At 68.1% G+C, this 12,226-nt stretch carries 8 protein-coding genes; 2 read left to right on the top strand and 6 right to left on the bottom strand.

The genetic code is table 11. From position 1 onward, the window contains the following. Positions 1-66: 66 nt before the first annotated feature. Positions 67-2,580: a DEAD/DEAH box helicase gene (locus FFS20_RS00635; RefSeq protein ID WP_137824000.1), complete on the bottom strand. Its 2,514-nt coding sequence runs from the start codon at positions 2,578-2,580 to the stop codon at positions 67-69. A gap of 71 nt (positions 2,581-2,651) precedes the next feature. Here FFS20_RS00635 and FFS20_RS00630 point away from each other — a divergent pair, with 71 nt between their 5' ends. After that, positions 2,652-2,942: a YciI family protein gene (locus FFS20_RS00630; protein WP_137823999.1), complete on the top strand. Its 291-nt coding sequence runs from the start codon at positions 2,652-2,654 to the stop codon at positions 2,940-2,942. A 168-nt stretch (positions 2,943-3,110) separates the two neighbouring features. Here FFS20_RS00630 and FFS20_RS00625 read toward each other — a convergent pair whose 3' ends face one another. From FFS20_RS00625 to rpsA, 5 genes are all read right to left on the bottom strand, one after another. Next, positions 3,111-4,172, bottom strand: coding sequence for a TerC/Alx family metal homeostasis membrane protein (locus tag FFS20_RS00625; RefSeq protein ID WP_171006930.1), 1,062 nt, complete (start codon positions 4,170-4,172; stop codon positions 3,111-3,113). Positions 4,173-4,493: 321 nt separating this feature from the next. Then, entirely contained in the window at positions 4,494-6,629 is a 2,136-nt protein-coding gene (uvrB, locus tag FFS20_RS00620; protein ID WP_137823998.1) for an excinuclease ABC subunit UvrB, read from the bottom strand. Between the two features lie 92 nt (positions 6,630-6,721). Continuing rightward, positions 6,722-7,651, bottom strand: coding sequence for a dephospho-CoA kinase (gene coaE, locus FFS20_RS00615; protein ID WP_137823997.1), 930 nt, complete (start codon positions 7,649-7,651; stop codon positions 6,722-6,724). A 22-nt stretch (positions 7,652-7,673) separates the two neighbouring features. Further along, a complete protein-coding gene (locus FFS20_RS00610; protein WP_137823996.1) occupies positions 7,674-9,533 on the bottom strand; it encodes a hypothetical protein in 1,860 nt (619 codons plus the stop codon). Then, on the bottom strand, positions 9,520-10,998 hold the full coding sequence (gene rpsA / locus FFS20_RS00605; RefSeq protein ID WP_137823995.1) for a 30S ribosomal protein S1: 1,479 nt from the start codon (positions 10,996-10,998) through the stop codon (positions 9,520-9,522). Before rpsA ends, FFS20_RS00610 begins: the two co-directional genes overlap by 14 nt. Before the next feature lie 206 nt (positions 10,999-11,204). On the opposite strand from rpsA, the gene FFS20_RS00600 reads away from it, so the two are divergent. Further along, positions 11,205-12,044, top strand: coding sequence for a class I SAM-dependent methyltransferase (locus FFS20_RS00600; RefSeq protein ID WP_137824113.1), 840 nt, complete (start codon positions 11,205-11,207; stop codon positions 12,042-12,044). Positions 12,045-12,226: the final 182 nt, after the last annotated feature.

Genomic DNA, 12,226 nt, shown 5'->3' with positions numbered 1-12,226 from the left:
CCACTGTATTACTCGGTCCTGACATGACGGTCGCGGCGGGAGGAGGCGACGCCTGCGAGGAGTGTCTCACTCGGCCCTGACATGGCTGTCGGCGATCTCTCCGACGGCGAGGATGCGCACGACGATGTCCCCGGTCTCATCGCTCGCGGCGACGTCGACCTCGGCATCGATCGCCCAGTCGCGGTTGCCGTCGGGATCGGCGAGGATCTGGCGCACACCCCAGGTGGTCGAACCGGGAACGATGTCGATATATTCCCGTCCCCGGGCGGTCTGGTCGACGAGCAGGTCCCCGTATTCGTCGTAGAAGTCCTCGATCGCGGTCTCCCAGGCCTTCTCGTCGAACCCGGACTCCCCGTCGAGGCGGCCGAGTTCGGCGTAGTCCGCGCGTTCGGCCAGCAGCACGCGATGGAACATCGCATTGCGGATCTCAGCGGTGAAGAGCTTCGTGTTCGCCGAGAACGCGCGGTCGAGGTCGGGAAGCTCCTCGTCGCCGAAGTCCGTGGGGCTCAGCCCCTGGAGGGTGCGCCATTCGTCGAGGAGGGAGGAATCGGTGCGGGCCACCGTCTCCCCGAGCCATTCGATGATGTCCTGGAGCTCCTCCCCGCGCCGATCGGCCGGGACATTGTGGGTCAGCGCCCGGTAGACGTCGGTGAGGTAGCGCAGGAGGCTGCCTTCGGCGCGGGCGAGACCGTAGTAGCCGACGAACTGGGTGAAGCCCATCGCCTGTTCGACCATGTCGCGCACGATCGACTTCGGCTCGAAGTCGCCGGCCCGCAGCCACGGGTGGGAGAGGAGGAAGTGGTCGAACGCGGGTTCGAGGATCTCGGCCAACGGCTTCGGTCCGGTCACCTCGTCGAGGATGGCCATCCGCTCCGGGTAGTCGAGGCCCTCGGATTTGAGTTCGGCCAGCGTCTCCCGCTTGATCCGGTCGAGCTGGCCCTTGAGGATCGCGAAGGGCACGGGGGTCGTCGCCTCGACGAGGGAGACGACGTCGAGCGCCCACGTCGGGGAATCGGGGTCGAGGAGGTCGAGTCCGGCGAGGACGAACGGGGCGAGCGGCTGGTTGAGGGCGAACTGGGGGCCGAGGTCCTCCGTCGGCACGAGTTCGGTCCCGCGCCGCTCGATGAGTCCGGCATCGAGGAGGGAGCGGCCGATCTTCAGCGCCGTGAGCTTGAGGTCGAGGTGGCGTTCGCGGCTTTCGTGCGTCCCGTCGATGAACCGGCTGATCGTCGCGACATCGGATCCGGGGCGGGCGATGAGGTTGAGGATCATCGAATGGTCGATGCGCATCCGCGACCGCAGGGACTCGGGCGCGGACTCGATGAGCTTGGCGAAGGTCTCCTCGGACCACCCGACGAATCCGGCGGGGGCGGACTTCTTCTTCACCTTCTTCCGCTTCTTCTCGTCGCCGGCGGCCTTCGCCTCGGCGCGGAGGTTCTCGATGACGTGCTCGGGGGCCTGGGCGACGACGAACCCGCGGGTGTCGAAGCCGGCGCGACCGGCCCGGCCGGCGAGCTGCTGGAACTCGCGGACGCTGAGCTTGCGCATCCGCCGCCCGTCGAACTTCGTCAGTCCGGTCAGGAGCACGGTGCGGATGGGCACGTTGATGCCGACCCCGAGGGTGTCGGTGCCGGAGATGACGAGGAGGACGCCCTTGAGGGCGAGCTGCTCGACGAGGCGGCGGTACTTCGGGAGCATCCCGGCATGGTGGACGCCGACGCCGTGGAGGAGGAGGCGGCGCAGCGTCTGGCCGAATCCCTTCGAGAACGTGAATCCCCTGATCTCCTCGGCGATCCTCGCCTTCTGCTCCTTGCTCGCGAGATCGACCGAGAGCAGGCCCGTGGCGAGGTCGATCGCCCCGGCCTGGGAGTACGAGACGACGTAGACGGGTGCCCGGTCGTGGCGGACGAGAGCGCGCAGGGTGTCGGAGAGCGGTTCGGTCGAGTACTCGTATTCGAGCGGCACGGGACGCGACGCCGAGGTGACGAGGGCGGAGTCGCGTCCCGTCGTCTCCGTCATCGTCGCCCGGATCTCCGCCGTCTCCCCGAGCGTGGCCGACATGAGCACCATCTGCGCCTGCGGGAGTTCGAGGAGCGGAACCTGCCAGGCCCACCCGCGGGTGGGGTCGGCGAAGTAGTGGAACTCGTCCATGACGACCATGCCGACGTCGAGGAGTCCGCCTTCGCGCAGGGCCTGGTTGGCGAGGATCTCCGCGGTCGCGCAGATGACGGGCGCATCGCCGTTGACCGTCGAGTCGCCGGTGATCATGCCGACGTTCTCGGGCCCGAACGCGTCGATGAGGGAGAAGAACTTCTCACTGACGAGGGCTTTGAGCGGTGCGGTGTAGTACGCCCGGATGCCGCGGGTGAACGAGCAGTAGAGCGCGAAGAGCGCGACGAGGGACTTCCCCGAACCCGTCGGGGTGGCGACGATCGTGTTGTCCCCGGAGAGGATCGCGAGCATCGCCTCCTCCTGCGCCGGGTAGGGTTCGATCCCCAGTTCGCGGCAGTACTCGGCGAACGCCTCGAAGATCGTGTCCTCGTCGGCGAACTCCGCCGGTATCTCCTGCAGCCTCGTCACCACTGTGCACTGACCTTTCGCTCTAGACTGATGTCCATCCTATTGACCTCGAATCCCTCAAGGAGTGGCAGATGCCGGTTTTCGCCGTCACCTACGTCTATGGCCCCGACACCGAGACGCGTCTCGCGCACAGGCCCGCACACCGCCAGTGGCAGGCCGCGCAGAACGCGTCCGGTGCCATGCTCGCCTCCGGCCCGTTCACCGACGACGAGCAGCCCGGCGGCCTGCTGCTTGTCAGCGCCGCCGACCAGGATGCCGCCCGCGAGATGCTCACCGGCGACCCGTACCACGACCTCGGTGTCATCGCCGAGACCCGGATCCGTGAGTGGAATCCGATGTTCGGGGCGTTCGCCGAGGACTGAGCCGGTCCCCGACTCACCGGTCCCGGACTCTCCGGTCCGGGCTCTCCGGTCTCCGACACTCCGGTCCCGACGACGCAGTGCGCGGGTGCCCCCGCTGACGGGGGCACCCGCGCACTGCTGTCTCCGCTGTCCCTGCAGGCGGCGCATGCCGCCTGCAGGAACGCGGGCTCAGTCCTGCTTGGCTTCCGTTTCGGTCGTCCCGGCGTCGCGGAACGACCTGCCCTCGCGCTTCATCTTCCACAGCGAGGCGAGTGTCGCCACTGCCATGGCGACGACGATGAAGGTCAGGGACAGCCAGGTCGGGACCTCGGGCACGGAGTTGCCCCACGACAGCCATGAGACGTCCGTTTCGTGGAGGGCGTGGAGGAAGAGCTTGACGCCGATGAACGCGAGGATGGCCGCGATTCCGTAGTGGAGGTAGACGAGCTTGTCGACGAGTCCGCCGAGGAGGAAGTAGAGCTGGCGCAGTCCCATGAGCGCGAAGACGTTGGCGGTGAAGACGAGGAACGCGTTCTGGGTGACACCGAAGATCGCCGGAATCGAGTCGAGGGCGAACATGACGTCCGTCGAGCCGATCGCGAGGAAGACGATGAACATGGGCGTCCAGTACTTCTTGCCGTCGATGTCGACGCGCAGCTTGTTGCCGTGGTACTCGTCGACGACGTTGATCCGCTTGCGGAGGAAGCGGATGAGCGCGTTCTCGCCGTCGCCTTCGTCGTCGCTGCTGAAGGCCTGCCGGTAGGCGACGAAGAGGAGGAAGAGGCCGAAGATGAAGAACACCTCGACGAACGCGCTGATGATCGCCGCTCCCGCGAGGATGAAGATGCCGCGGAAGATGATGGCGATGATGATGCCCACCATGAGGACTTCCTGCTGGTACTTCCGGGGCACCTGGAAGCTGGCCATGATGATGATGAAGACGAAGAGGTTGTCGATGCTCAGGGAGTACTCGAGCAGCCAGCCGGTGAGGAACTCACTCCCGTGCTGGGCGTCGCCGATCCAGAAGAGCGAACCGGCGAAGGCGAGGGCGAGGGCGACGTAGAACGCGACCCAGATGCCGGCTTCGCGCATCGAGGGGACGTGGGGGCGCTTGATGACGAGGAGGAGGTCGAAGATGAGGATCGCGACGACGACGATCCCGGAGGTGATCATGAACCAGCCGGGAATGACTGCTCCTGTCGATGCGGCGGCATTGCCGCCGGCGGCGAGGGTGGAGGACAGGGTATCCAATTGGGGCCTTTCGTGATGACGGACTGTACCCGTGTCGAAAGTCTCTCCCACGCTGTGACCGCGGAATCGTCGGCCGACCGCGGATGGTCGCGGTGCGGCAGGCGGGCCTGCGGCGGCGTGCGCTCCGTGCCCGGACCCGCGGACGGGTCGTGGTGACGAGCACGGATGGACGGGATACTCCCTTTCGCCAGCCTCACCAGTATAGTCGGGTTGCCGCGATTGTGCGCATCCGCCTCTCAGGACGCGGACGGGATTCCCGTCAAGCCCGCCTGCTGCTTTGCCGCCGGCTCCGCCGAGCGCGCGGAGACTGCGGGAGCCGATTCACGCGTGGCCGACCTCCTTCATCGCCCGCAGCTCCTTCTTGAGGTCGGAGAGCTCATCGCGCAGCCGCGCGGCGAGTTCGAACTGGAGTTCCGCGGCAGCCGCATGCATCTGCGTCGTCAGGGACTCGATGAGCTCGGTGAGATCGGCGGCCGGGGGCCGCAGCGAGCCGCCGCCGCTCGAAGCGGCCTGCCGCTGTTCGTCGGTGAGCGTCGAGTTGTAGCCGCGCTTGCCCTTGCCGTAGTCGAATTCGGTGAGGAGTTCGCGCGTGTCGGCGTCCTCGCGCTGCAGGCGCTCGGTGATGTCGACGATCTTCTTGACCAGCGGCGCCGGGTCGATGCCGTGTTCCTCGTTGTAGGCGATCTGGATCTCGCGACGGCGATTCGTCTCGTCGATCGCCTCCTGCATCGACCGGGTGATCGTGTCGGCGTACATGTGGACTTCGCCGTGGACGTTGCGGGCCGCGCGTCCGATCGTCTGGATGAGCGAGGTCGCCGAGCGCAGGAAGCCCTCCTTGTCGGCGTCGAGGATCGCCACGAGTGAGACCTCCGGCAGGTCGAGGCCCTCACGGAGCAGGTTGATGCCGACGAGGACGTCGAACTCTCCGGCTCGCAGCTCGGTGAGCAGTTCGACGCGGCGCAGCGTGTCGACGTCCGAGTGGAGGTACTGGACGCGGATCTCGTGCTCGAGGAGGTAGTCGGTGAGGTCCTCGGCCATCTTTTTCGTCAGGGTCGTGACGAGGACGCGCTCGTTCCTCTCGACCCGCGTCCTGATCTCATCGAGGAGGTCGTCGATCTGGCCCTTCGTCGGCTTGACGACGACCTCGGGGTCGACGAGACCGGTCGGGCGGATGATCTGCTGGACGGTGCCCTCCGACCGTTCGAGTTCGAAGTCGCCGGGGGTCGCCGACAGGTAGACGGTCTGTCCGACGCGCTCGCGGAACTCGTCGAACTTCAGCGGCCGGTTGTCCATCGCGCTCGGCAGGCGGAAGCCGTGTTCGACGAGGGTGCGCTTGCGGGACATGTCGCCTTCGTACATGCCGCCGATCTGCGGCACGGTGACGTGGGACTCGTCGATGACGAGGAGGAAGTCCTCGGGGAAGTAGTCGAGCAGGCAGTTCGGGGCCGACCCCGCAGGGCGTCCGTCGATGTGCCGGGAGTAGTTCTCGATGCCCGAGGTGAAGCCCATCGACTCCATCATCTCGAGATCGTAGCTCGTGCGCATCTTCAGGCGCTGGGCCTCGAGGAGCTTGTTCTGCGCCTCGAATTCGCTCAACCGCGACTGCAGCTCGTCCTCGATCTCGCTGATCGCCCGCCCCATCCGGTTCTCCCCGGCGACGTAGTGGGAGGCGGGGAAGACGTGGATCGTGTCCTCGTCGCGGACGATCTCTCCGGTGAGCGGGTGGAGGGTCTGGAGGGACTCGATCTCGTCGCCGAAGAACTCGATGCGCAGGGCGAGCTCCTCGTACTGCGGGATGATCTCGACCGTGTCGCCCCGCACCCGGAAGGTGCCGCGGGTGAACGCCATGTCGTTGCGCGAGTACTGCATCGACACGAAGCGCTTGAGGAGTTCGTCGCGGTCGTACTCCTGCCCCTTGTGGAGGGTGACCATCCGGTCGACGTACTCCTCGGGCGTGCCGAGGCCGTAGATGCAGGAGACGGTCGAGACGACGACGACATCGCGTCTGGTCAACAGCGAATTCGTCGCGGAGTGCCGGAGCCGCTCGACCTCGTCGTTGATCGACGAGTCCTTCTCGATGAATGTGTCCGTCTGCGGGACGTACGCCTCGGGCTGGTAGTAGTCGTAGTAGGAGACGAAGTACTCGACGGCGTTGTTCGGCAGCAGCTGACGGAATTCGTTGGCCAGCTGCGCGGCGAGCGTCTTGTTCGGCGCCATGATGAGCGTCGGACGCTGCACCTGTTCGATGAGCCACGCCGTGGTCGCCGACTTGCCGGTGCCGGTCGCGCCGAGGAGGACGATGTCGCGCTCTCCCGACTCGAGGCGGTCGGAGATGTCGTGGATGGCGGTGGGCTGATCGCCCGACGGGGAGTATTCGGAGACGACCTCGAACGGCGCCACCGTGCGGGTGACGTCCGGGCGGTGCCCGATCGCGGGCAGGGGACGGGTTTCGCTCATGCCTCCAGCCTAGACCTCGGCCCTGACACGGCACTGAGCGCCTCCGCGCAGCGACCGCGTCGGGCGGTGGGCGCCCGCCTGGCAGGGCGCGGTCACTCCGTTGCCTCGACGAGGAGATCCGCGGGCTGGCCGGGGTCGGCACTCGCCCGCCGGCCGATGTCGCCCGCGGATTCAGCCGGCGGGAATCCGAGCGCGGTCAGCTGCGGGGAGAGCGCCTCGGCGGTCGGGCCGTCCCCGGCGTCGAGGACGAGGGAGAGCGGGGCACCGGGCGGCGTCTCACGCGCGGAGATCGGGTGGGCCTCCCCCGTGCCGTGACGCAGCTTGGCCACGAGTCGGTCCGCGTCGCCGGCCCGATGCTCATCCGCGCCGACAGCGTGCCGCCGGCGGCTCGCCTCGGCACGGGCGGCCGGCCGTCCGGCGGCGAGGTTCTCCGCGAACGGCTCGAGTCGCTGCGTCCACAGCGCGTCGACGACCGCTGCGGTCTCGGCGATCGTTCCCGTGTTGTCGATGAGGACGTCGCATGCGGCGCGGCGCGCCTCGTCCGTGGTCTGCCGGGCGATGCGGGACTCGGCATCGGCCCGGTCCATCCCCCGGGTCTCGACGAGCCGGGCCAGGCGCACCGCGGCGGGGACGTCGACGAGCAGCGTGAGGTGGTAGCCCACCTCCATGTGGTTCTCGACGAGGAGGGGCACGTCGTGGACGACCACCTCGGCGTCGGAGGCGGCGAAGCGGGCGGCGGTGCGGTCCCGGATGACCGGGTGCATGAGCTCGCCGAGGCGCTTCGTCGACTCCGCGTCGGCGAAGGCGACGGCGGCCAGCCGGGCCCGGTCGAGGCTGCCGTCGGCGGCGAGGATCGCGGGCCCGAACTCGCCGGCGAGGACGTCGAGGAGCGGTTCCCCGGGGGCGACGACCTCCCGGGCGATGGCGTCGGCGTCGATGATCTCCGCGCCGTGGGCGGCGAGGAGGTCCGCCACCGTCGACTTGCCCGCGCCGATTCCCCCGGTGAGTCCGATTCTCAGCATGGGGCCAGCTTAGCGAAACGCCTCACGGGCCCACCCGGTAGACGACGACGCCTTCGCCGGAGAACACGGGCTCACCGAGCGCGGCGTCGAGGAGGCCTTCGAGCTCGCCGGTTCCGCCCGGGGTCAGCGGGGCCTCGGGCGCGAGGACGACGAAGTCGACGCCGTCGGCGCGCAGACCCTCGACCCCGGCGGTGACGGCCGGATCCGAGGCCGCCGGCACCGGGGCGCCGTTGAAGATCGTCGCCCGCAGCGCGGCATCGAGGTCGTCCTCGGGGGCCGAATAGATGATCGGCGAGCTCGGGCTCGACCCGATGAAGTACCCGCCGGTCTCCCGGTAGCGGAAATCGGCGACCGACTGCCACACCATCGCCTCGTCGGCGTGCGGTTCGGCCCACGCCAAGGGGCGCGGGAGGGTCTTGACGACGGATCCCTCCGGGATCACCTCGGCGATGGATCCGCTGTAGAAGTCCGGGACGTAGACCTCACGGGTCGGCTGGGCGCCGGGCATGACGACGACGGCGGACACGGCGAGGAGGGCGAGCATGCCGATGCCCGCCCGGGTGCTGCGGCGGTCGAGCGCCCACTGCAGTCCGCAGCCGAGGACCGCCCAGAGCGCGATCGTCGAGTGGAGGACGAGGCGCATCGGCAGGATGTTGTTGAGGACCGGGATCGCCTCGACGAGGGCGAAGGGACCCGCGCCGAGGAGGGGCTGACCGGCGAAGAGCACGGGCGACCCGAGGGAGAGGAGGAAGACGAGGGTGCCGGTGACGGCGGCGACGCGCACCGGCACGACCCATCTCCCCCGCCGTCCGAGGGTGAGGACGATGATGGCCGCGGCCACGAGCGCGGGGACGCCGACGTACGCGCCGATCTCCGCGCCGTCGAGGTCCATGACGCGCGGCAGCGGCGACTCCCCGGTGCCGAAGAGCGTCGGCAGGCCCGGCACGATGGGGTCGAGGAGGTCGGTGTTCCACACGCCGTGCGGCCGGATCGCCCCCGACGGCGCGTTGGGCCCGGCCATCGTCATCAGCAGCGGCAGGGCCGCGAGCAGGGCGATGCCGGCGCCGACGAGGCCGCCGGTTCCCAGCCGCAGCCAGCCGGCCCGCGACAGCAGGGACCGACCGCCGACGATGAGGGCGGCCAGGAAGCAGAGGAACGCGAGGAAGGTCCCGGCGAGCACCTCGGTGGAGACGTAGAACTGGAATCCGAGGACGACGCCGAGGCCGATGCTCGGCAGCCAGAAGCGGCGCCCGGCGGGCCGGCCGGTGCGCGGACCGGACAGAAGCGCGAGAACGAGGGCGGCGACGAGCGGCGGGGTCACGGCGAACGCGAGGTTCGGGTGGCCTGAGAGCTGCGCGATGACGTAGGAGGAGAAGCCGACGCCGGCCGCGGCAGCGAACGCGGGTCCGCGGCCCAGGAACCGGCGGAAGAGGATCGCGCAGGCCAGCGAATTGAGCACCGGGAGGCTGAGGATGAGGACGTTGTAGGCGATGATCGGCCCGGCCACCCACGTCAGCGGGGCGAGGAGGATGGCGATGCCGGTCAGCGAGGTGTTCCAGGCGCCGTTGACGCCGCCGGCCAGCGCATTCATCGCCTCGGTGTAGAGGAAGCCGTCGCCGGTGCCGGCGAGCCCCCCGCCGAAGCCGAGGAGGCCGGCGAGCACCTCGGCGCCGTGGCCGAGCCACCAGATGAACAGCGAGGAGTCGTCGTTGCCGGCCGACACGGTGCCGCCCGGGTCGGCGGCGACCCCGCCGAAGACGGTGATGCTGCCGAGGGTGAGGGCGAGGGCGTACCACGCCCATGGTCGCAGTCGCGCATATGCAAAGGGCTCCCGGCCTGTCGGCCGGGAGCCCTTCACTGCGCTGATATCAGCTGCCTGCAAGCTTCTCACGCAGGGCTGCGAGTGCTTCGTCGCTGGCGAGCGTGCCTTCGTCGCCCGACTCCTCGGAGGAGAAGGACCCGGTGGCAGGAGCGGCGTCGGAGCCCGATTCCGCGGCGCCGGCCTCGGCGTCTGCGGCAATCGCCTTCGCGACCTGCTTCTTGTGCTCTTCCCAGCGGGACTGGGCGGCGGCGTACTGCTGCTCCCAGATCTCGCGCTGTGCCTCGAAGCCCTCGATCCATTCGTTGGTCTCGGGGTCGAAGCCTTCGGGGTACTTGTAGTTGCCGTCCTCGTCGTACTCCTGCGGCATGCCGTAGAGCGCGGGGTCGAGGAACTCTTCGGCCTCGGGGTCGACGCCTTCGTTCGCCTGCTTGAGCGAGAGCGAAATGCGGCGGCGCTCGAGGTCGATGTCGATGACCTTGACGTAGATCGTCTCGTCGACGGAGACGACCTGCTCCGGGAGGTCGACGTGGCGCACGGCGAGCTCGGAGATGTGGACGAGGCCCTCGATGCCGTCTTCGACGCGCACGAACGCACCGAACGGAACGAGCTTGGTGACCTTGCCCGGCACGATCTGGCCGATGACGTGGGTCCGGGCGAAGTGCTGCCACGGATCTTCCTGCGTCGCCTTGAGCGAGAGCGAGACGCGCTCACGGTCCATGTCGACGTCGAGGACCTCGACGGTGACCTCGTCACCGACGGTGACGACCTCACCCGGGTGATCGATGTGCTTCCAGGACAGCTCCGAGACGTGCACGAGTCCGTCGACACCACCGAGGTCGACGAAGGCACCGAAGTTGACGATCGAGGAGACGACGCCCGGACGGACCTGACCCTTCTGGAGGGTCTGGAGGAAGTCGTGGCGAACCTCGGACTGGGTCTGCTCGAGCCAGGCGCGGCGCGAGAGGACGACGTTGTTGCGGTTCTTGTCGAGTTCGATGATCTTCGCCTCGACCTGCTGCCCGATGTAAGGGGCGAGGTCGCGGACGCGACGCATCTCGACGAGCGAGGCGGGGAGGAAGCCGCGGAGGCCGATGTCGACGATCAGGCCGCCCTTGACGACCTCGATGACGGTGCCGGTGACGACGCCGTCCTCTTCCTTGATCTTCTCGATGTCGCCCCAGGCGCGCTCGTACTGCGCACGCTTCTTCGACAGCATGAGACGGCCCTCTTTGTCCTCCTTCTGGAGAACGAGTGCCTCGATGGGGTCCCCGACCTCGACGACTTCGCCGGGATCGACATCGTGCTTGATGGAGAGTTCACGCGAAAGGACGACGCCTTCCGTCTTGTATCCGATGTCGACGAGGACCTCGTCGCGATCGACCTTGACGACGGTGCCTTCGACGATGTCGCCATCGTTGAAGTACTTGATCGTCTCGTCGACGGCGGCGAGGAAGTCCTCAGCGGTTCCGATGTCATTGACAGCGACCTGCTTCGGCTGCACCGATTCCGGCGTGGTGGTGGTCATATAGGTAGGGACTCCGATGGAATTGTGTCCCGGATCCGATACCCTTGATCTGCTGTGACACAGCGTGTGGGGAATCGCATCCGGTCTCGATTACGATTATGGACTTGTATGCATACGCACATACGGTTGTCAATACTAGCATCATTCAGGGCGTGAATGCACCCTCGGAATCCGAGGTGATCTGCCCGTTCGACCGCGGAGGACTCATGAGCGACGGAAGCTATTCGACAGAGGTCATCAGCGGCGGGTACCTGCCCATCGACGAAGAGGCGTCAGTGCGCGCCAATCGCAGCTATTGGGACAACTCCGCCGAGGACTACCTCGCCGAGCACGGCAGCTTCCTCGGCGCCTCCGATTTCATCTGGTGTCCCGAGGGAATTCACGAATCCGACGTCCATCTCCTCGGTGACGTCGCCCGCCGCCAGATCCTCGAAGTCGGGTGCGGGGCCGGCCAGTGCTCCCGCTGGCTCGCCGAAGAGGGGGCGATCGCCACCGGCATCGACGTCTCCGCGGGCATGCTCGAACAGGCCTCGCGCCTGCAGCGGGAGAATCCGCTGAGCGCCGACGCCACTCCCCCGACCTTCGTCCGCGCCGATGCCCGCCAGCTGCCGTTCGCGTCGAACAGCTTCGACATCGCGTTCTCCGCCTACGGGGCCCTCCCCTTCGTCAAGGACGCCGAGGTGGTCCTCGCCGAGGTGGCCCGCGTCGTCCGACCCGGCGGGAAGTGGGTGTTCTCGACGACGCATCCGATGCGCTGGATGTTCCCCGACGTGCCCGGAGAGAACGGGCTGACCGTCGAGTACTCGTACTTCGACCGGACCCCGTACGTCGAGATCGCCGCCGACGGTCAGCCCGTCTACGCCGAGCACCACCGGACGATGGGCGACTGGGTGAGCCTCCTCGTGGCCGCCGGCTTCCGGATCGACGCGGTCACCGAACCCGAGTGGCCCGACTCCAACGAGACGGCGTGGGGCGGCTGGTCGCCCCTGCGCGGTGCCCTCATGCCCGGCACCGTGATCTTCTCGACGACCCTTCCCGAGGCCTGACCCCTGCCCGAGGTCTGAACCCTGCCGGACGCCTGACCCGTGCCTCGCACGGCCGCCTCGGCGCACCGCCGTCTCGGCGTAGCTTCCCCTCATTCAAGCGTTAGCGCGGATGGCGGGCCGTGCACGGGCCGCTATCCGCGCTCCGGCTTGATCGAGAGCGCGCCAACGCGATTTCCTCGTTG

The sequence above is a fragment of the Brevibacterium sp. 2SA genome (assembly GCF_005502845.1).
Lineage (GTDB): Bacteria > Actinomycetota > Actinomycetes > Actinomycetales > Brevibacteriaceae > Brevibacterium.
Note: the sequence above shows the minus strand (reverse complement) of the source record. Positions and strands in the feature narration are given on the sequence as shown.

What these genes read in the sequence shown, in the direction of transcription:
- FFS20_RS00600 (WP_137824113.1), top strand. Translation starts at nt 11,205, where the DNA reads ATGAGCGACGGAAGCTATTCGACAGAGGTCATCAGCGGCGGGTACCTG.
- rpsA (WP_137823995.1), bottom strand. Translation starts at nt 10,998, where the DNA reads ATGACCACCACCACGCCGGAATCGGTGCAGCCGAAGCAGGTCGCTGTC.
- FFS20_RS00630 (WP_137823999.1), top strand. Translation starts at nt 2,652, where the DNA reads ATGCCGGTTTTCGCCGTCACCTACGTCTATGGCCCCGACACCGAGACG.
- coaE (WP_137823997.1), bottom strand. Translation starts at nt 7,651, where the DNA reads ATGCTGAGAATCGGACTCACCGGGGGAATCGGCGCGGGCAAGTCGACG.
- uvrB (WP_137823998.1), bottom strand. Translation starts at nt 6,629, where the DNA reads ATGAGCGAAACCCGTCCCCTGCCCGCGATCGGGCACCGCCCGGACGTC.